Here is a 17,493-nt window from a genome sequence, read left to right on the forward strand (position 1 = left end):
GTCTACGCCTACTTCGAGTCACCGCCTCCCAGCAACCACAGCTTTTCCTGCTGACCAATGTGCACCAGATCCCACGCCAGTGGGCTCATCAACAGATCGTAATGCCAGCCAAGTTCGGCGTCGTCGAAATTTACTAGCCACAACGTCGAGACATCTAAGGTACGGGTGTCAGATAGTCGGCTAGCTGCCCTCCTCAGGACGTCACAAACCCCTTGGGCCGACCGCGCCGGACTCGGGAAGCTAACGTAGCCGCGATGTCGTACTTGATTGCCCGGTCGGAAAAGTCGTAGCCGGGACAGCGCCCCTGCTCAACCTTGCGGACCAGTCGTTCCATAGTGCCGTTGAAACTGTATCGGAGCGTTTGCAACGGCGACGGACACACACACTGGTTGGTCGCCACGTACAACCGCCGGTCACGCAGACCGACCCAAGCCGCGGTGTCCCAGGCGGTGATCACCGTTTCAACGGCCTCAGCCACGATTTCGGCGGCGGGTCGGGTCAAGTCGTCGAGGCAGAGCCAACAGAATAAACGCCAGGGCGGCCCAGAAGGTATCCGATGAGCTATCAAGATAGCGAATTTTCAGTCACTGTCGTGGGCAGACCTATGTGAACAAGGTCGTCAAGCGCATAACCTAGGTCGACGACGATCGGACGGCGGTAGCCGCGGACAGGACCAAAGCCTTCCGCCCAGCTGGCAAAGAGCGTAAATACGCGATCGCAGTCAGGTCCGCAACGTCCAGATTGTGCACCAGCATCGCCGACGGCTTGAGCTCATAGCGAGCCCAGTCGGTGCAGGGGATAATCGCCACTGGCTCCAGGATGAGGCCGCAGCGTGCGGAGTCCACCTGGCCCCCACACCCGCTGCCGGGTGTAGACCCGGCCAGAGAATTCCCCACACAAGCTATCGGGAAGTTGGCGACGATAACGATATCCCAGTTAACGCCAGGTCGTATACTAGCCACATCCGCACCGCCCATCCGGCTTGTGGCCCAGCGTCCACGTTAACCCGAACTAAGGCGGCCGACGTGATCTCATCACCAGCATCCGTCACCCGCGAGTCGTTGGCCGCGAAGAACTGTTCCGTCGCCTATTAACGCACACCGGGGTTAACGGACTCAGCTGGCTGCAACGAGTTCGCGCCCAGGAAAACCAGCTCCAGATCGGCGCCGGCAAAGGCCGACCACAGCGCGGCCTGGTCGTACTTCGTCCCATCGATCGCAAATACCCCGGCGTCGGCCAACTGACCGTACAGTTCGATACCACTACCGGGTTCGACCTTCACCACGCTACCGCCCGGCAGCGGGCTAAGCCACTGCAAAACCGTAATATTTCCATACCAGCCCGGCCTGCGCTGCGGATCGGCCGGGTCGTAACGTGCGGCTTCCATTCCGAAAACCCATCCGGCCCCAGCAGCGCATTGACCAGAAAAGCCGTCAGCAATTTACTGGGCGGCAGCCAAACACTAGCTATCGGGGTATTATAATACTCTCCGGGACTGAGCAAATCTCGCGGACCGCTTGTTACACAGTTATCGGAACGAAAGCCGCCACCCTATTTTTTCGTCATGCATAGTGCCCCAACATATTCGGTATTTCGGTACTTTATGGTCACCCGCCCCGCCGTACGTGGGTACCCACATTCTCCCACGCTATTGACCCAGTGCGTTCTGCATCGCCCCGGCCAGCACGTTGACCGCAGGACCGGCGTTGCCAGGTTGGCAAACTTTCGTCTGCAGCAACACGTTTTCACGCAGCCGGGTTTGTACGAAACACCGACGATCGGTTCCCGCCTCCTGCTTAGTCCAATTCGCATCGGCATAGGTCGGCGTGCCACCCACAAACGACCAGACCTGGGTTGTTCCGTTATCCAGGTGCATCGCAGTGGTCTGTCCCGAGCAACCTACGGTCCGGTCCACGACCCGATGAAAGGCCCGTACCGCAGCGTCATTGGTAGCAAATACCCCGACCGCCTGCTTGACAAAATGCGTCTGGTCATTAGCGGACGTCTGGGTAATAGCTCCGTTGAACGACGCTAAGTCAACATCATGGTACACCTCAGGCAACCCGATGTCCGCCCAGTTGTTACACATCGGTAGATCTACCGAGTACGCCTGCAGCGGCTCGGTTAATAGCGACTCCCACCCCATGGGTCGACCGATGATATTGCCCACCGAGCCCTTGCCGAGGACCGCGTATGACACCACTCCCGGTTCAGAGGGGCGCGCACTCGCGACAGGTACCCCCAGGCCCAAACCGACACTCATCACCACAGCTGATATCCTTATCACCCAGCTCACCAGCCCAGCTGCACCATGGCCGAGACATCGAGAATGATAAAAGCCATCCACTGACTTCCGGCGGTCATCGCGGCGGCCGACAGTCGCTGTGGATTCCGTGATGTAACGGACTTCGATTGTCATGGATCTCGATCATGCCAGCCCGACGCTGCACAGCGAATATCATCAAGAACTACCGTCCTCAGCGGCGCACGACGGATCGTCCCGGGTACCGCCGTGAGAGTTGAGCACCTAGACCCAAGCCGGACGGATTCACGGAAATCGCGAAGCGGCATGGTAATCTATCATTTCGTAACGCGACCACCAGCTTCGATAATCGGAACGCGAGTGGCCGTCACACACTCTCAAAACTATACCCTTCCACGCAAAACTATACCCTTCCACGCGGGCTGTGCCAGGCCGGGCAGGTGCGCCAGACTCAATAATTTCTGTTCGACGTCCCGTACGAGTAAACGCTAAGGCCGTGCTGAAAGGCGTGCTCGTTAGCGATTGACCAGGACCACCCTGTGCCCAAAGTACCCCGGCATGACACACGGATCGGGAGGTCCCCCAGGGTTTGAACATGCCGTGTTCATAGCGGTAATGGCAGGGATGGTGGAGACCCCACGATCACGGCAGCCAAGAAGAACACGTCACGGCGACGATAGCGACCCGGGCCGGGGTTATAGAAGACCTGGGGGTTTTGTAATAATGGCACCTCTGCTCCAGGGGGCGCCGGTGCTGTTGCAGTCGAAGTCCGCACGGTTGAGGTTTCAGATGTTCCACTCATGAGACGCATAATGCCGGAGTAAACAATAGTTTCAGCTTGGCGTTACTTGTGTAGAAGCTGTGAGCCCCCGCAACCTCATTACCTGGAACAACCGCCAAAGCCACAGCGCTGCCGGGACGGCGGATACCGAAATTCAGCTGTCCGATCTGCCATAGTAGGCGATGCGCCGGCACAAGCATGAAATAACGTTGTTTGTCTTGTCGGTGGTCTGGCCTATAGCAGCGAACCACAAGCCGAAGTCTCGTCGTCTCTCCGTACGTAAGGCTGCCGCCAAGGCGGCCGTGGCTGCCAACGAAAAGACTGACCGGTCTGTCGGTCGATACCCAAGTGACGCAATTCGCCGAAGCGCAGCTAGACTCCTGAGATCAGGTAATGGAGTGCGGAGGCGTCAGGATGTGTTCCAGACACGTATGGTGGTTTTGACTTTGTGTCCTCTGGCCTCCTTGGCGGGCATCTGGTAGCGTCGGGCGAAGGTGTAATTCGCTTCATGGAGTGCAGCGAATCCGCGAGGTGGGGGTATTTTACCCGCGGAGGTGATTCTTTGTCGGCAGCAGCTGGCCCGCAATCCAGGTTGTCATGGCCCGCAAACACGCCATAGCGAGTCATCGAAAGCTGCGGGCCAGGATAAGGGTGCACAACCACGTCCGGGGCCCTGGCTGGGTTTCGGTGGACAAACTGATGTTTCCATGGCCGACCTGATCATGGTCGGCGCAGACCTATCCGGGCTGTGTGCGGCCCGTGCGCTAATCCAACAAGGTAAGTTTCTGGAGGCGCGTCATCGGGTAGGTGGTCGAATGGTTCGCAAGCCTGTCATCAGCGGCGGTTAAATTGACATCGGCGATCAATCTAGCGGGCCCACCCAAAGCGGTATTCTCTCGCTCGCCGAGTCACTGGGTGTCATGCATTTCGATTACCACGATGTGGGACACACACTATCGTCTGGTGCAATGGCCCCTTGTCGACCGTCGATGGCAGCTTGCCACCGACCAAAACATCACCAGCAAGCTCGTCAGCCGACGTTGCTGACCGTCAGCAGCTAGCTCGCCGTTACCACCACGCCCCGGTTTCTCCGGTTTCTGTGTTACCAACTGAACACTCGATCAAGAAAGCGTCGCGCTGGCCATTGTATCAGTGCTGTTTATTCTCGCACCCTACGCAGCGAGCCCCAGCAAGAGAAGAAACCAGAATAGTGGCTCTTTAGAGGAGCGGCAGGTCAGCAAACTGATTCACCACCGGAGCGCATACTTCTTGAACAACCCACCCTCCTAATCGTGCAGGACACCCGCGGAGCGACCGTCACTACTAGCTATGGTGATTTACTGAAAGAACTTTGTGATAGTCGCAATTCCTCATATTTTAGTCGGAGCGATTGATTACAGTCCGCCACTACCCACTCGTCGTATCCAATAGCTCCAATGGGATCGGTTATCAAATATGCCTCCATTTACCCGAGGTGCACGAAAGGGCTCAGCAGAGCAACTGTGAGTGATCAAATCGTCGTACAAACAGCATACAGCTCTTAGCCTAGAGGTATCCCAGGAATTTTGATTAACTTCGTCGTTGGGCATGCCACCAGCCGGTTAATAAATGAATCCGACGACACCCATAAAATAAACAGTACCCTCGGACCTAGCCAGGTATTTCGGCAAAAAAGCGATGCGCCCGATCCAATTCATCGAAACAAATTAGACCAGTGAGAAATGGACTGAAGAAGCTTTCAACGCTGTATTCTACCCCAATATATTTACCACTTACGGCCCAGCCATAGCCGAATCTGTGGGCCATATTCACTGAGCTGATACGAAAGTCCCCTAAATGGACGGCCTATTTTGACGAGGCCATACAGACTGGACACACCGCAGCTCATGCGGTGGCGGGACGCGCAGTCTAGGCTCCTGATCAGGGTTTTAACGGGTTGACCGCGAATTGGATCACCCGGTACAGCTCACTCACCCGTGCACGGGTGTCCCACTGGCTAACGAAGATCCGCAGTTCATCGAGGGTGGAACCGGGTGAGATGTACCCGCCATACGGTTGGGCGAGCCGATTGTCGTACGGAGGCGGCAGGCTTTCCGCCGGATCGGGCCACTCATCGTGTTGCACCACTGTAGTCACCGGGGAGGTGCCCAGCAACGTCGGGTCGGCGGCAACTCGGACCTCCATATTGCCAGTAGTGGCGTTGAAATAGGACAGCACGGCCTGGCCGCCTATCTGCTTAATGCACATCTCGCCAACCTTGTCAGGCCAGAGAGGTGTCGGAGGCTTGTTCCAACCACCATCAGGTCCAGCCGCCCAACCCTGCCACCGAGACCGGTCGGTGAACGTTTGCGGTGTGACCCGGAAGAGCTGCACGGAATCTCTGCGGGTGAAACTGTTGGCCACGATGTACACCCACCCGCTCGACGAGTCGGGGGTAGGGATCGGATCGTAGTACCCGCTGATCTGGGTCTGCCGGCTGTCCTGGGAGGTCGCGGCGCGTCGCGATCCTGGGACAGTCTGCCAACCGACACGCGCGGGCTCAGCCGTGACCAGCCGTGAGTCCTGTGGCTCCAGGTTTTTGGTCGTAGTCACCATCAGGTAGTTGTGCCGGTTGATCTGCACCACGCCAGCAGGCAGCTGTGAATCTCCCGGAGGTGCGGGGTCGGCCAGCAACGGCTTATCGACACCGGTGACGCCGATGTAACGCACCCCGGTCGGGTCGTCGACTGACGCAGTGTCCACGTGCAGGGCGACCGGTGAGTACCAACCACCGAAACCTACCCCCTGGCCAGCAAAGCTGTCACCACAAATCTGCAAAAGCTCGGCGGGGAACTCGATGAACTCGCACAAGTCGGTGGCGCCGATGCCGTAGTCACCGGTGCGGGTTCCTGTGCCCGCCATCGGACCGATCCGCAACACTTGACCCGGCACCAGCGGCTGCAGAATCGGCTCTGGTACTGGCGCGGGTGGATCGGCATGCGCTATCCAAGAAGCAACCGAAAAAGCCTGTGCGACAAACAAACACAAAGCGGCATACCACGAGCACTCCACGAGCCGGGCAAAACTCACCCGTGGATCATAGCTGCGTGGCTAGCAACTCGGCGATCTGGATCGCATTGAGCGCCGCGCCTTTGCGCAAATTATCACCAGAGACGAACAGTGCCAAGCCACGCCCGTCGGGTACCCCCGGGTCGCGCCGGATGCGGCCGACCAGTGATTCGTCGACACCAGCGGAAGCCAACGGCGTCGGCACATCGACCAGCTTCACGCCCGGAGCACCGCCCAGCAGGTCGCGGGCTCGTTGCGGCGACAGTGGCCGGGCGAATTCGGCATTGATCGACAGCGAATGCCCAGTGAACACCGGAACCCGAACACAGGTACCGCTAACCAATAGGTCGGGAATGCCCAGAATCTTGCAGCTCTCAAAGCGCAGCTTCTGGTCCTCATCCGTCTCTCCTGAGTCGTCGTCCACCAGCGATCCGGCCAGGGGCACCACGTTGAAGGCTATCGGCGCTACATACTTGCTGGGCGCGGGGAATTGCACGACACCACCGTCGTGTATTAGTTGCTCAGCAACGTCGATAACCGCACGCACCTGAGCGGCCAGCTCGGCTACCCCAGCCAGACCACTGCCAGAGACCGCTTGATACGACGACACCACCATGCGCAACAACTGAGCTTCGTCGTGCAGCACCTTGAGCACCGGCATCGAGACCATGGTGGTGCAGTTGGGGTTAGCAATGATGCCCTTGGGCAGCGGAAAAGCGTCCCGGACATCCCTGTTGTAGTTCACCTCGGACACCACCAGCGGCACTTGCGCATCCCTGCGCCACGCCGACGAATTGTCGATTACCGTCACTCCAGCGGCGGCGAAGCGCGGCGCCTGCACCCGAGACATGGATGCACCGGCAGAGAACAACGCGATGTCTAGACCGGTGGGGTCGGCCGTCTCAGCGTCTTCCACCTCGATTTTCTGACCGCGGAAGGCCAACTTACGACCCTGCGACCGAGCTGAGGCAAAAAAACGCACGGAATCGGCCCGGAAATCGCGCTGTTCGAGCAGTGTGCGCATCACGTGGCCGACTTGGCCAGTGGCACCCACTACCCCGATTGCCAAACCTCTGGTAGCCATTACCTCCCCGTCCCCGCGTACACCGTCACCTCGTCCTCGCCACCGAGTCCAAACGCCTCATGCAACGCAAAGACGGCCTTGTCTAGTTCGGTATCGCGGCACAGCACCGATATCCGGATTTCCGAGGTGGAGATGAGCTCGATGTTGACCCCAACAGCAGCCAGCGCTTCGCAGAAGGTCGCCGTGACCCCAGGGTGACTGCGCATGCCGGCTCCGATCAACGATACCTTGCCGATGTGATCGTCATAGAGCAGCTGGGTGAAGCCGATCTCGTCTCTGAGCGAGCCCAGCTTGGCCACCGCGATGGGCCCGCTATCGCGGGAGCAGGTGAAAGTGATATCGGTCTTGCCGTCTTCGACCTTGGATACGTTTTGCAACACCATATCAATGTTCACATCAGCGTCGGCGACAGCGCGAAACACTTTGGCCGCGTAACCCGGGATGTCGGGTATCCCGACGATGGTCACCTTGGCCTCGCTGCGATCGTGCGCAACTCCGGTCAGGATGGGGTCTTCCATAGGTACGTCCTTGATCGATCCAACGATGACGGTGCCTGGTTTGTCCGCATACGACGATCGGACGTGCACCGGAATGTTGTGGCGGCGTGCGTATTCCACGCAGCGCAACATAAGCACCTTAGCGCCGCAAGCCGCCATCTCGAGCATCTCCTCGAAGGTCACGGTGTCGAGCTTGCGGGCGTTGTGCACGACCCGTGGGTCGGCGCTGAAGATACCGTCCACGTCGGTGTAGATCTCGCATACATCGGCGCCTAATGCCGCGGCCATGGCAATTGCGGTGGTGTCCGAGCCGCCGCGACCCAGCGTGGTGATATCGCGGGTGTCTTGGCTGACGCCCTGGAATCCGGCGACCAACACAATTCGCCCCTCGTCGAGCGCGAACTGCAGCCGGGTCGGGGTGACATCGATGATTTTGGCGTTGCCGTGGGTGCCGGTGGTGATAACGCCAGCTTGCGAACCGGTGAACGAGCGTGCCTGGGCACCGAATGATTCGATAGCCATGGCCACCAGCGCATTGGAGATGCGCTCCCCCGCGGTCAGCAGCATGTCCAACTCGCGGGCCGGCGGCTCCGGGCATACCTGCTGCGCTAGGTCTAGCAGGTCGTCGGTGGTGTCGCCCATTGCGGAAACCACCACAACGATGTCATTGCCCTGTTTTTTGGTCTGAACGATGCGCTCAGCAACACGGCGAATCCGATCGGCGTCGGCCACCGAGGATCCACCATACTTCTGCACGACAAGCGCCACTGTTGCACTGCCTTTCTGGTTATATACCTGCCTTTCTGGTTATATACCTGGCTAGTTAGGTCCAAAACAGAATACGTGGGGCTGGCACTGCGACGATGCACACCAATGCGTCGAGCACCGGTCGCTTACCGGCACCTAGCAGCGGATGAAAGCCAGCATAGTTATGTAGCAAGCTGGCGATGTCAACAAGATTGGCCGGCTGAGCCTGAAACCCCTTTTAGAACCTATTAAATTTAATCGACGTACTATCAGGTTACTTGAGCGGAAAATCTACAGACACCCCGGCGACCACGATACGTCGCCGATTCTCTGGTGGCGGGAAATCGCCAGATCCTGCTTGGCGGGGACGCAGCACATGTCGTTTGTGGTCACGGCCCGGAGTTAGTGCTGGCAGCGGCACAGGATTTACAGGGTATCGGCTCGTCGGTGTGCGCGGCACAGGGGTAACGCCGACACCAACGAGCGACTGTAAGGCAAGCTGATCCGACCCCAGTGCCTACGGCTCAGACCTGGTGCACAGACCGAAGCTCAGCCTGTAATTTTGGCAGCGACGCCGATCGCAGTATAGTTCAGATCGTGCAGCAGGTACTCCTCCTCGAACGCCGCGACGGGGTCTGATCCCAGACCGGCTGCCCGTTGTGGAAGTTCACTATGCGCCGGTCTGAGGTTCCTTCTCACATCCCGGAGCAATTATTGTGGCCAGCTTTTCTGAGTCTTTGAGCCAGGATCCAGCAGATGCCTATAAATCGGCACCCTCCATCACCAAACCCATGGGCCCGCCCAGTCCCGGCCAACCCCAGTGGAATCCCCAACGAGCTACATCGATGCCAGTCTTCCGGTACCGGCCGTTCGCCAAGGAAGTCGAGCCTATCCGGCTAGTTGACCGCACCTGGCCCGACCGCGTCATTGATTGCGCGCCTCTGTGGTGTGCGGTGGATCTGCGGGACGGCAACCAAGCGCTGATCGACCCGATGAGCCCAATCTGCAAACGCCGCATGTTCGACCTGCTGGTTCGCATGGGCTACAAGGAGATCGAGGTCGGATTCCCGTCGGCCAGCCAGACTGACTTCGACTTCGTCCGCGAGATCATCACCGACGGCACTATTCCGGACGACGTCACCATCCAGGTTCTGACCCAATGCCGACCGGAACTGATTGAGCGCACCTTCGAAGCCTGCGAAAACGCGTCGCGGGTTATAGTGCACTTCTACAACTCAACGTCAATTCTGCAGCGCCGCGTGGTTTTTCGCGCCGACCAAGCCACGGTAAAGGCTATCGCGACCGACGGTGCTCGTAAGTGTGTCGAAGAGGCGTTCAAGTACCCGGGCACGCACTGGCGATTCGAGTATTCACCGGAATCCTATACCGGGACCGAGCTGGAATACGCCAAACAGGTGTGCGACGCCGTCGGTGAAGTCATTCAACCGACACCGGACAACCCGATCATCTTTAACCTGCCTGCCACCGTGGAGATGGCCACCCCCAATGTCTACGCTGACTCGATCGAGTGGATGAGCCGCAATCTGGCCAACCGAGAGTCCGTCATCCTGAGCCTGCATCCACACAACGACCGCGGAACCGCTGTCGCCGCAGCCGAATTGGGCTATCACGCCGGTGCCGACAGAATCGAGGGCTGCCTGTTCGGCAACGGGGAACGCACCGGCAACGTGTGCCTGGTAACGTTGGGACTGAACCTGTTTTCCCGCGGTGTGGATCCCCAGATCGACTTCTCCAATATCGATGAGATCCGGCGAACGGTGGAGTACTGCAACAAGCTGCGGGTGCACGAACGTCACCCCTACGGGGGAGACCTCGTGTACACCGCGTTCTCTGGCAGCCACCAGGATGCCATCAACAAGGGCCTGGACCAGATGAAGATCGATGCGGACGCCGCCGACTCCGATGTCGACGACATCCTGTGGCAAGTACCGTACCTGCCGATCGACCCGCGCGACGTCGGCCGCACCTACGAGGCGGTGATCCGGGTCAACTCGCAGTCTGGTAAGGGCGGCGTGGCTTACATCATGAAGGCCGACCACGGTCTTGAACTGCCGCGACGGCTGCAGATCGAGTTTTCTCGAGCGATCCAGAAAATCAGTGAGGGCGAAGGAGGCGAGATCACACCCACGGAGATGTGGGACGTGTTCTTCGAGGAGTACCTCTCACCGGTGCAGCCGCTGGAACGCATAAAGCAGCGGGTCAATGCCGCAGAGGAAGACGGCGGCAGCACCAGTATTGCCGCTACCGTCAAGATCAACGGTGAAGAGACCGAAATCAGCGGAGTCGGCAACGGCCCACTGGCCGCTTTCATCGACGCACTGGGCCACGTCGGCTTGCAGGTAGCCGTTCTGGATTATTCCGAACACGCGATGAACGCCGGCGACGACGCGCAGGCTGCTGCTTACGTCGAGGCATCGGTACATGGGCACACAGCATGGGGTGTGGGCATTGCACCGTCGATCACCACAGCGTCGCTACGTGCCGTCGTCTCAGCGGTCAACAGGGCAATGCCCCGCTAGGACTTTAGTCAGAGACACCGTCCTCGGCGGCACCTCCCCGCCCAAGGCTCCATTTGTCATCGGCGTGCCTGGCCCATCCGGGCCAGTCGGTCTGCTCGGCGAAAAAAAGTATATCGGACACGAGCGGCCTCAGCAGCAGGCTGACTCCGGGTTATCTAACTCATCAAAAAACAGCGTGAATTACTCGTCGGTAGCCTCGGCGCTAGTGAATTCATTCAGGAAAATACTACAGATGACAGCGCGAACGTAGTCCATGAATTACTACCCAGAAACCACCGGCACACCCAATTGCCTGGCGAGATAACCTTTGCCCTGCGCGGGAGCGGCTTCGTTGCAAATCACCAGCGACGTTTCACGGTCAACGGCCTCACAGTAGGCCAGCCCGGCGTGCAGGATTCACCCGACGAGTTCCTCGTGGGTACGTGCCAACTCGGCCGCCAGGTCCACCCGCATGCCCTGGGCCAGCGATCTACCTCGCCAACGGTATCTCCCCAGGTTGAGATACGGACACGACATACGGGCAACCAGCGCCTTTAACGGTCGCAGCCCGTCGTGAGCCAGCCGGCCGTTGGGCCAGCGGCGCCGAGTCACCGGAAGTCACACGTCGAGTTGGCGCACCCGCTTGAGCGCCACAGCCAGCACCCCGGTCAAAAAACCATTGCCTCGTCGAAGGCATGATGCGACCGTTTCTGGAGGATGCCCCAGTGCACCACGAATGTTTCCAAGAGCAGATTATCCGATCCTCAGGCCTAGCCGCCGGACCAGCTAGATCGTGCACATGGCACTGTCGACGAGGAGTTCGGCTCCAGGATCTCGGCCTCCGCGGCGAAAAATGCGTAGGCAAACGCAGCATTGTGCGCCACCAGCGTGCGGCCGAGCAACATCTCGGACACGTCACCGACAATGCCGGTAAATTGAAGCTGACCTTCGAGAGCATGACGGCCGTCAGGCCATGTACGTGGGTGGGACCCGATATTGAGCAGGCTGACCAGGGACCACTCCACGCGTCTGTCGACATCGAGGCCGAGTATAGCAAGGCTGATTATCCGGGTCAGACCCGGACGAAAACCCGACGGCTCGACCTGTCCTACGAGGACTGCCCAACCCGCGTTCGGCTCGCTGGCTGACCCCAAAGCGTCGGGTTCGTTAACTGCAGGATTGCATGTCCAGTCGACATCACCAATGTCGTTGCACGTCGTGTAGGCCTGCCACTATATGAGGGCGACCCGCTGCACCCAGCGCAAGCGCCGCGCTTACGATCGCCCTAAACTGCACGGGTGTTTACCGTCCGCGCACGTCTAGCCCTGGCCGCCGGAGCAAGCGCGCGGTGGACATCACGCATTACCGGACGCGGAGCTGGGACAATGATCGGCGGCCTGGTAGCGATAACCTTGGACCGCTCAATTCTCAGCCAGCTGGGAGCGGGCCGGCGCACCATCGTCGTCACCGGCACCAACGGCAAATCAACGACCACCCGGATGACTGTGGATGCGTTGAGCACACTGGCCCCTGGCTCAGTGGCGACCAATGCTGAAGGCGCCAACATGGACGCTGGCCTAGTGGCCGCGCTAGCTGCGAATCGTGCCGCCACACTCGCAGTACTCGAGGTCGACGAGATGCATGTGCCGCGCGTCGCCGATGCCCTCACGCCTCACATCGTCGTACTGCTCAACCTGTCTCGTGATCAGCTGGACCGCGTGGGCGAGATCAACGTGATCGAACGCACGCTGCGCACCGGCCTGGCCCGGCACCCGACGGCAGTCGTCATCGCCAATTGCGACGACGTGCTGATGACCTCAGTCGCCTACGACAGTCCGAACGTGGTTTGGGTGGCCGCGGGCGGCACCTGGTCGAACGACTCAGTCAGCTGCCCCCGCAGCGGCGAAGTCATCGTCCGCAAAAATAGACATTGGTATTCCACCGGCGCTGATTTCAAGCGACCCAGCCCACACTGGTGGTTCGACGACAACACCCTGTATGGGCCCGATGAGTTGGCGCTGCCGATGCGGCTGGCGCTGCCCGGCTCGGTGAATCGCGGCAACGCCGCCCAGGCGGTGGCCACTGCTGTCATGCTAGGTGCCGACGCCACAACAGCAGTAGCAGCAGTGTCCAAGGTCGACGAAGTCGCCGGACGATACCGGAGCGTACGGATCGGCGAACACACCACCCGGATCTTGCTGGCTAAGAATCCGGCGGGCTGGCAGGAGGCGCTGTCGATGGTGGACACACAGGCCGCCGGGGTGGTCATCTCGATCAACGGGCAGGTACCCGACGGCAAGGACCTGTCGTGGTTGTGGGATGTGCGTTTCGAACACTTCGAGAAGATTCCCGTGGTAGCCGCTGGCGAACGCGGCACCGACCTAGCTGTGCGCCTGAGATATGCAGGCGTGGAACACACTCTGGTGCACGACACCGTAGCCGCGATCGCCTCGTGCCCACCCGGGCAGGTGGAGGTCGTCGCCAACTACACCGCGTTCCGTCAGCTACAACGCAGGTTGGCGCGTCATGGCTGACTCGACAGTGCGGATCGGGCTGGTGTTGCCCGACGTCATGGGCACCTATGGCGACGGCGGCAACGCCGTGGTGCTGCGACAACGGTTGCTGTTGCGAGGCATCGCTGCCGAAATTGTCGAGCTGACGCTCGCCGATCCGGTGCCCGAGTCGCTGGACCTGTACACGCTAGGCGGCGCGGAGGACTACGCACAGCGGCTGGCCACAAGACACCTGCTGCGGTATCCGGGCCTGCAGCATGCAGCCAGTTACGGCGCACCCGTGCTAGCGATTTGTGCGGCTGTACAAGTGCTCGGCCAATGGTACGAGACAGCGTCTAGGGAACGAGTCGACGGGGTGGGTTTGCTGGATGTGACTACCGCACCGCAAGATGTGCGCACCATAGGCGAACTGGTCAGCACGCCGTTGCTGACCAGCTTGAACCAACGCCTGAGCGGCTTCGAAAACCACCGCGGTGGCACCGTGCTCGGCCCAGCTGCGACGCCACTAGGCGCAGTGGTCAAGGGAGCGGGTAACCGAGTTGGTGACCACTTCGACGGCGTCATTCAGGGCAGTGTGATGGCTACCTACATGCACGGACCATGTCTGGCCCGTAACCCCGAACTTGCCGACCTACTGTTGAGTAAAGTGGTAGGTGAGCTGGCGCCACTAGAGCTACCCGAGGTGGAGTTGCTGCGCCGCGAGCGACTGGCGGCTCGTTAGGCCCTCCAACCCCTGGCGAGCAGCGTGTTGGGCCCCGAACCAACACTTCGTTGGATTTGTTTGGATTTGTCTTGGGAAATTACGTCGTAATGACCCAAGTTAAGTCTTCCAACTTGCGTAGCCATCGCTGGACGCAGGTATATTGCGGACAATCGCTGTGATGGTGGTCAACGCCATATTCAACGTCCACCTTGTACCCCGCCCAGCCCATAATCAAATACGCCTATCGGACGTCAGTTCTCCTGCACCGGTTGCCCGGTGGAAACGGGCAGGTTGACGTCGATCAACCACAAACGCAACCAAGTCTCTTTGGGGGAAGCGGCGCCCGGATAGACGAGCGCAAACGCCGCGCGCAGCCGTCGTGTATCCGAGTACCGCTTGGCAAAGAACAGCACATTTTCGCACGAAAACAGGGTCTACCCGCATGAGAGCGTCGAGCCGCGCCACCGCCTGCCAGCGTAGCAGATGCCGACCGCGGTCATACGCCGTGCTGGCCAACGTAGTGACGGGCAGCCCCGGGGGGCCGACACGGTTGATCTGGTCGTCGGCCACGGCCTCGCTGCAAGACGATAAGGCCGCGTTGTGGCCGGGTGCTGGGCCCGATCAATTCGACAGCAAAGCCGTCGTCCACCCACTGCGCACAATCAATCGAGGAAGCAGCGGCGCCGGCAAGGACAGCCTTTGACCGCACGAGGCCAGCCAGACGCCGGTAACGCAGCCGCGCAGCGTGGGTGCCAGAACACCTCGGCACGTAAATGCCGGGGTAGATCGCGTAATGCCAGTGCTGAAGTTCATATATGGCCATCCGACCAGCGTTAATGACCTCACATGCTAATAAAGACGTTCCGCATGACAAGCATGCTAACACCGCCATCGACATTCCCCAGATCGACGTTTTGCAGATAAAACCCGAGAAAGCACCTGCAAACGTCGATTTCGGCGAAACGCCGAAATCAGACCATCGTTCGCCGGCCGGTCAGCGCACGGCCGAGTGTCAGCTCGTCGGCGAATTCCAGGTCGCCGCCCATCGGCAAGCCGGACGCGATCCGCGTCACGGTCAAGCCGGGCATATCGCGCAGCATCCGAACCAAATAGGTGGCGGTTGCCTCACCCTCGGTATTGGGGTCGGTGGCAATGATCACCTCTGTAATGCCCACATCGTCGACCCGCTCACCGATGCGGCTTAGCAACTCGCGGATCCGCAGCTGCTCGGGACCAATTCCGGATAGCGGATCAAGCGCACCGCCCAACACGTGATAGCGGCCGCGGAATTCGCGGGTGCGCTCCACGGCCTGGACATCTTTCGGTTCCTCAACCACGCACACCACAGATGCATCTCGACGGGTATCAGAACAAATTCTGCATCGCTCGTCGTCAGATACATTGCCGCACACCGTACAGAACCGCACGTCATCGCGAACCTTTACCAACACGGCTGTCAACCGGTCGATATCTTGCGGTTCCACTGATAACAGGTGAAAGGCGATGCGCTGCGCGCTTTTAGGTCCAATACCAGGCAGCTTGCCAAGCTCGTCAATCAGATTCTGGACCGGCCCCTCAAACACGTCGATGCAATTCAGGTTCCTGCCATGTAAGTCGGTGGGGTCGGTGGCGGTGCCGTCGGACGCATGGCGCTGGTCAACGCTCCCAAACGCTCCTGAGCCAGTTTGGTGACTTGCTTAGAAGCATCAGCCATCGCGCCGACGATCAGGTCCTGCAAGGTCTCAATATCGCCAGGGTCGACGACTTTAGGATCGATAGCGACACTAACCACTTCTCCACTGCCTTTGACGACGACCTCGACCAAGCCCCCACCACCCTGACCATGCACCTGCGCGTTCGCGAGCTGTTGTTGGGTTTCCAGTAGCTTCTGCTGCATCTGCTGCGCCTGGGCGAGCAGCGCCGACATATCACCTCCGGGTTGCATGACAGCTCCCTCGCATCTTGGTCTCGAATTGGTTTCGCCTACAGATATTAGGGCGATTTGAAATTTCGAGTTTAGACTGCACCAGGCTATCTTTGCGCCGTGAACACACGAGTTAGCCTCCGTATCGGGTTCCGAATGGTCGTAGGCCTATTAGTAGCGGCCTTAACGACAATCACCCCGACCGCGGTAGCCTATCCCTCTAATCCCGCCAATATAGCTGGCATGATCGTGTTCATCGATCCTGGCCACAACGGCTCCAATGACGCATCCATCAGCCGTCAGGTACCCACCGGTCGTGGCGGCACCAAAGACTGCCAGGCCAGCGGCACGTCGACGAACAGTGGCTATCCGGAGCACACCTTTACCTGGGACACCGCACTGCAGGTGCGCGCCGCGTTGGACGGCCTGGGTGTGCGGACCGCCCTGTCACGCGGAGACGACACTGGGCTGGGTCCGTGCGTAGACGCACGGGCCAACATGGCCAATGCGTTGCACCCCAATGCCTCCGTCAGCCTGCACGGCGACGGAGGTCCGGCGTCCGGTCGGGGCTTTCACGTCATCTATTCTGCCCCGCCGCTCAACCCGGTGCAGGCCGGGCCATCGGTGCAGTTCGCCCGAATCATGCGCGACCAGCTACAGGCCTCGGGCATTCCTCCGGCTAACTACATTGGCCAGAGCGGTCTGTGCGGACGCTCAGATTTGGCTGGCCTGAATCTGGCACAATATTCGTCGATCCTGATCGAGTTGGGCAACATGAAGAATCCAGCGGACTCGGCACTAATGGAGTCGTCAGAAGGCAGGAAGAAATACGCCGACGCCGTGGTCCGCGGCGTCGAGGGCTTCCTTGCCACCCAGAGCCGAGCGCGCTGAACTCCCGCCGTGGGACTAGCGCTCCAGCTCGTTCTTCAGGTTAGCTAACACCTCGGCCTGGATCTTCTTAAGCCCCAGCGGCGCAAAGGTCTTTTCAAAAAAGCCTTTGACACCGCCCGCACCGGTCCAGGCCGTCTTCATCGTCACGCTGGATCCCGGTCCCGCAGGAGCAACCGTCCAGCTAGTTACCATCGACGAGTTCGCATCCTTCTCAATGACGGTGTGGCCAGCGACATCAACGTTGACCTGCACATCGCGAACACGTGATCTGGTGACCTGCAACTTCCACTTCACGACGGTGCCCGGCCCTTGACCGCCCTGCACCACCTGATACTCGTTATACTGCGGTGATAAAATTTTCGGGCGCATCTTCTGATAGTCCGCTACCGCAGCAAGCGTGGCTACGGGCTCAACATTGACCAAGATTGTGCTGACTGCGCTCACCGGTCCCATTAGGCGCGACTCCTCTGTTGTGATTACGATGCCCCGCACTTGGCCATTAAGACCGGTTCGGGGATTGTGG

At 59.7% G+C, this 17,493-nt stretch carries 18 protein-coding genes and 2 pseudogenes; 7 read left to right on the forward strand and 13 right to left on the reverse strand.

The window, feature by feature from the left end:
- Positions 1-17 precede the first annotated feature (17 nt).
- The 5 genes and pseudogenes from ML_RS11855 to ML_RS11875 form a co-directional block, all read right to left on the reverse strand.
- Positions 18-197 (reverse strand): annotated as a pseudogene (locus ML_RS11855) (hypothetical protein); the annotation flags it as partial.
- Complete coding sequence (locus tag ML_RS11860) at positions 194-502, reverse strand: hypothetical protein (RefSeq protein ID WP_049769874.1); 309 nt, start codon at positions 500-502, stop codon at positions 194-196. The gene ML_RS11860 and the pseudogene ML_RS11855, both read right to left, overlap by 4 nt.
- 130 nt (positions 503-632) lie before the next feature.
- On the reverse strand, positions 633-977 hold the full coding sequence (locus ML_RS11865; protein WP_111481085.1) for a hypothetical protein: 345 nt from the start codon (positions 975-977) through the stop codon (positions 633-635).
- Between the two features lie 113 nt (positions 978-1,090).
- Positions 1,091-1,387, reverse strand: coding sequence for a glutamate--cysteine ligase family protein (locus tag ML_RS11870; protein WP_049769876.1), 297 nt, complete (start codon positions 1,385-1,387; stop codon positions 1,091-1,093).
- Between the two features lie 261 nt (positions 1,388-1,648).
- Positions 1,649-2,284 (reverse strand): sensor domain-containing protein, encoded by a 636-nt coding sequence (locus tag ML_RS11875; protein ID WP_162618340.1) that lies wholly within the window; start codon positions 2,282-2,284, stop codon positions 1,649-1,651.
- Positions 2,285-3,751: 1,467 nt separating this feature from the next.
- Between ML_RS11875 and ML_RS11880 the strand changes: the two genes are divergently transcribed.
- Positions 3,752-3,892 carry an FAD-dependent oxidoreductase gene (locus tag ML_RS11880; RefSeq protein ID WP_156517093.1) on the forward strand — a complete coding sequence of 47 codons (141 nt, stop codon included), beginning with the start codon at positions 3,752-3,754 and terminating at the stop codon, positions 3,890-3,892.
- Positions 3,893-4,964: 1,072 nt separating this feature from the next.
- Here ML_RS11880 and ML_RS11885 read toward each other — a convergent pair.
- The 3 genes from ML_RS11885 to ML_RS11895 are packed head-to-tail and all read right to left on the reverse strand — an operon-like array spanning position 4,965 to position 8,441.
- A complete protein-coding gene (locus ML_RS11885) occupies positions 4,965-6,071 on the reverse strand; it encodes a DUF4185 domain-containing protein (protein ID WP_231846812.1) in 1,107 nt (368 codons plus the stop codon).
- Positions 6,072-6,120: 49 nt separating this feature from the next.
- Positions 6,121-7,176, reverse strand: a complete 1,056-nt coding sequence (locus tag ML_RS11890) for an aspartate-semialdehyde dehydrogenase (RefSeq protein ID WP_010908830.1) — start codon at positions 7,174-7,176, stop codon at positions 6,121-6,123.
- The gene (locus ML_RS11895) at positions 7,176-8,441 is read right to left on the reverse strand and encodes an aspartate kinase (RefSeq protein WP_010908831.1); all 1,266 of its coding nucleotides are present in this window, start codon (positions 8,439-8,441) and stop codon (positions 7,176-7,178) included. Before ML_RS11895 ends, ML_RS11890 begins: the two co-directional genes overlap by 1 nt.
- 312 nt (positions 8,442-8,753) lie before the next feature.
- Here ML_RS11895 and ML_RS17600 point away from each other — a divergent pair, with 312 nt between their 5' ends.
- The gene (locus ML_RS17600; protein WP_269147032.1) at positions 8,754-8,888 is read left to right on the forward strand and encodes a hypothetical protein; all 135 of its coding nucleotides are present in this window, start codon (positions 8,754-8,756) and stop codon (positions 8,886-8,888) included.
- 81 nt (positions 8,889-8,969) lie between these two features.
- On the opposite strand, the gene ML_RS16775 is transcribed toward ML_RS17600, so the two are convergent.
- A complete protein-coding gene (locus tag ML_RS16775; RefSeq protein WP_156511813.1) occupies positions 8,970-9,119 on the reverse strand; it encodes a hypothetical protein in 150 nt (49 codons plus the stop codon).
- 92 nt (positions 9,120-9,211) lie between these two features.
- On the opposite strand from ML_RS16775, the gene leuA reads away from it, so the two are divergent.
- On the forward strand, positions 9,212-10,960 hold the full coding sequence (gene leuA, locus ML_RS11900; RefSeq protein ID WP_231846813.1) for a 2-isopropylmalate synthase: 1,749 nt from the start codon (positions 9,212-9,214) through the stop codon (positions 10,958-10,960).
- Between the two features lie 180 nt (positions 10,961-11,140).
- On the opposite strand, the pseudogene ML_RS18205 reads toward leuA, so the two are convergent.
- A pseudogene (locus ML_RS18205) lies at positions 11,141-12,093 on the reverse strand (DEDDh family exonuclease).
- Positions 12,094-12,237: 144 nt separating this feature from the next.
- Between ML_RS18205 and ML_RS11910 the strand changes: the two are divergent.
- The 3 genes from ML_RS11910 (at position 12,238) to ML_RS14450 (ending at position 14,858) form a co-directional block, all read left to right on the forward strand.
- Entirely contained in the window at positions 12,238-13,473 is a 1,236-nt protein-coding gene (locus ML_RS11910) for a Mur ligase family protein (protein ID WP_010908833.1), read from the forward strand.
- A complete protein-coding gene (locus tag ML_RS11915) occupies positions 13,466-14,173 on the forward strand; it encodes a type 1 glutamine amidotransferase (RefSeq protein ID WP_041323333.1) in 708 nt (235 codons plus the stop codon). Before ML_RS11910 ends, ML_RS11915 begins: the two co-directional genes overlap by 8 nt.
- A 424-nt stretch (positions 14,174-14,597) precedes the next feature.
- The gene (locus tag ML_RS14450; protein WP_156517092.1) at positions 14,598-14,858 is read left to right on the forward strand and encodes a hypothetical protein; all 261 of its coding nucleotides are present in this window, start codon (positions 14,598-14,600) and stop codon (positions 14,856-14,858) included.
- A gap of 268 nt (positions 14,859-15,126) precedes the next feature.
- Here the strand turns inward: ML_RS14450 and recR are convergent, their stop codons facing one another.
- The gene (gene recR / locus ML_RS11925) at positions 15,127-15,738 is read right to left on the reverse strand and encodes a recombination mediator RecR (RefSeq protein ID WP_010908835.1); all 612 of its coding nucleotides are present in this window, start codon (positions 15,736-15,738) and stop codon (positions 15,127-15,129) included.
- Positions 15,739-15,749: 11 nt separating this feature from the next.
- On the reverse strand, positions 15,750-16,100 hold the full coding sequence (locus ML_RS11930; protein ID WP_010908836.1) for a YbaB/EbfC family nucleoid-associated protein: 351 nt from the start codon (positions 16,098-16,100) through the stop codon (positions 15,750-15,752).
- Positions 16,101-16,235: 135 nt separating this feature from the next.
- Here ML_RS11930 and ML_RS11935 point away from each other — a divergent pair, with 135 nt between their 5' ends.
- Positions 16,236-16,970: an Rv3717 family N-acetylmuramoyl-L-alanine amidase gene (locus tag ML_RS11935; RefSeq protein ID WP_049769878.1), complete on the forward strand. Its 735-nt coding sequence runs from the start codon at positions 16,236-16,238 to the stop codon at positions 16,968-16,970.
- A 15-nt stretch (positions 16,971-16,985) separates the two neighbouring features.
- On the opposite strand, the gene ML_RS11940 is transcribed toward ML_RS11935, so the two are convergent.
- Entirely contained in the window at positions 16,986-17,423 is a 438-nt protein-coding gene (locus tag ML_RS11940; RefSeq protein ID WP_010908838.1) for an SRPBCC family protein, read from the reverse strand.
- Positions 17,424-17,493 lie beyond the last annotated feature (70 nt).

The sequence above is a fragment of the Mycobacterium leprae TN genome, from assembly GCF_000195855.1.
Taxonomy (GTDB): domain Bacteria; phylum Actinomycetota; class Actinomycetes; order Mycobacteriales; family Mycobacteriaceae; genus Mycobacterium; species Mycobacterium leprae.

Coding starts and splice junctions, on each gene's coding strand:
- ML_RS11915 (WP_041323333.1), top strand. CDS start 13,466: ATGGCTGACTCGACAGTGCGGATCGGGCTGGTGTTGCCCGACGTCATG.
- ML_RS11935 (WP_049769878.1), top strand. CDS start 16,236: ATGGTCGTAGGCCTATTAGTAGCGGCCTTAACGACAATCACCCCGACC.
- ML_RS14450 (WP_156517092.1), top strand. CDS start 14,598: ATGAGAGCGTCGAGCCGCGCCACCGCCTGCCAGCGTAGCAGATGCCGA.
- ML_RS11890 (WP_010908830.1), bottom strand. CDS start 7,176: ATGGCTACCAGAGGTTTGGCAATCGGGGTAGTGGGTGCCACTGGCCAA.
- ML_RS11940 (WP_010908838.1), bottom strand. CDS start 17,423: ATGGGACCGGTGAGCGCAGTCAGCACAATCTTGGTCAATGTTGAGCCC.
- ML_RS11930 (WP_010908836.1), bottom strand. CDS start 16,100: ATGCAACCCGGAGGTGATATGTCGGCGCTGCTCGCCCAGGCGCAGCAG.
- ML_RS11870 (WP_049769876.1), bottom strand. CDS start 1,387: ATGGAAGCCGCACGTTACGACCCGGCCGATCCGCAGCGCAGGCCGGGC.
- ML_RS11880 (WP_156517093.1), top strand. CDS start 3,752: ATGGCCGACCTGATCATGGTCGGCGCAGACCTATCCGGGCTGTGTGCG.
- ML_RS11865 (WP_111481085.1), bottom strand. CDS start 977: ATGGGCGGTGCGGATGTGGCTAGTATACGACCTGGCGTTAACTGGGAT.
- leuA (WP_231846813.1), top strand. CDS start 9,212: ATGGGCCCGCCCAGTCCCGGCCAACCCCAGTGGAATCCCCAACGAGCT.